The sequence below is a fragment of the Stenotrophomonas sp. HMSC10F07 genome, assembly GCF_001807895.1.
Lineage (GTDB): Bacteria > Pseudomonadota > Gammaproteobacteria > Xanthomonadales > Xanthomonadaceae > Stenotrophomonas > Stenotrophomonas sepilia.
The window spans coordinates 1-1008 of record NZ_KV791313.1 but is presented as its reverse complement, the minus strand read 5'-3'; the positions used below and the strand labels follow the sequence as shown (position 1 = coordinate 1008).

The window sequence follows — 1008 nt, the reverse complement described above, 5'->3', positions numbered from 1 at the left end:
TCCCGGCTGCGGCCGGTGACGATCCGATAGCCCTTTACCACTTTTCCACAGCGCAGTAGAAGAACAATTGCCCACTAAAGAAGGTGCACGAGTCGCAATGCAACCTTGATGAAGTCGTTCTCGCTCAACTTCTCGCCGAGCGGCTTCTTCAGCCGCGCGTTCTACCCCAGGCTCTTGAGCAGCTTGGCTCAGGTACGCTCATACCATCAAAGATGTCACGGCAGTCATGAGACTAGAACGACTCAAAGATCGGCTCAGAACAATCTGTATAAAGAACTTTGCACTGGCCGCCACCGATGTCCGCGCAATGGGACAGGACTCGATTTGCAGCCTCCTCCTTGGAGCCTGCAACCGAATAGGAGACACGGCCCTTACTCCCCCTCTCGGGATCAGCATATGCAACACACTGGTTCTTGTAGGTAGTTCCGACTTTGCAATCTCTAGCGCCATGGCTTGCGCAACGGGAAAGCGCCTCGGACGCAGCTTCCTGCTTTGAACGCCTTCCAACCGAAGCCCCCATATCACCTGTACTTACTGCGGTTGCAATAGCTCCCCAGGTTTTGATCCAGCGGCCAGTCGCGACCGGACCACTCGACCCTGCATCGCCTCCACTAGAGCCCGGTATTGGCGCACATCCACCAACCCCTTGGCCGCCAATTGGATATTGTCCGGGCGGGCAGCGCCCCTCCGCTTGAGCATCTTCTGTCACAAGCAAGAACAAAGCAGAGCAAATCCAAAAGAGGGAGATCACAATGCGCTTCACGTTAACTCTCCAAATACGCCTGAATCACTATCTACCAGGATGAGCAGCTCGCTGGCCAGTTTCCGCTATCTTTGTCGCATCCGACTGCGGCAATGTCATGCGGCTTGTTGACTGACTACTGTAGTCACCGGAGTCGACAGTTCGTCCCTTCTCTGGCGTCGCTGGCGTGTAATAGCTACCCGGCGGCTGCCCATTCGGCCCCGGCGCCTGAGCCACCGGGCTGCCACCTATCTGCGAATATGCCA

1 protein-coding gene is annotated in these 1008 nt (G+C 56.3%); it reads right to left on the bottom strand.

Annotated features, from left to right (window positions below; genetic code table 11):
- Positions 1–232: 232 nt before the first annotated feature.
- Positions 233–709: a DUF4189 domain-containing protein gene (locus HMPREF3114_RS20410; protein WP_256337619.1), complete on the bottom strand. Its 477-nt coding sequence runs from the start codon at positions 707–709 to the stop codon at positions 233–235.
- Between the last annotated feature and the right edge of the window lie 299 nt (positions 710–1008).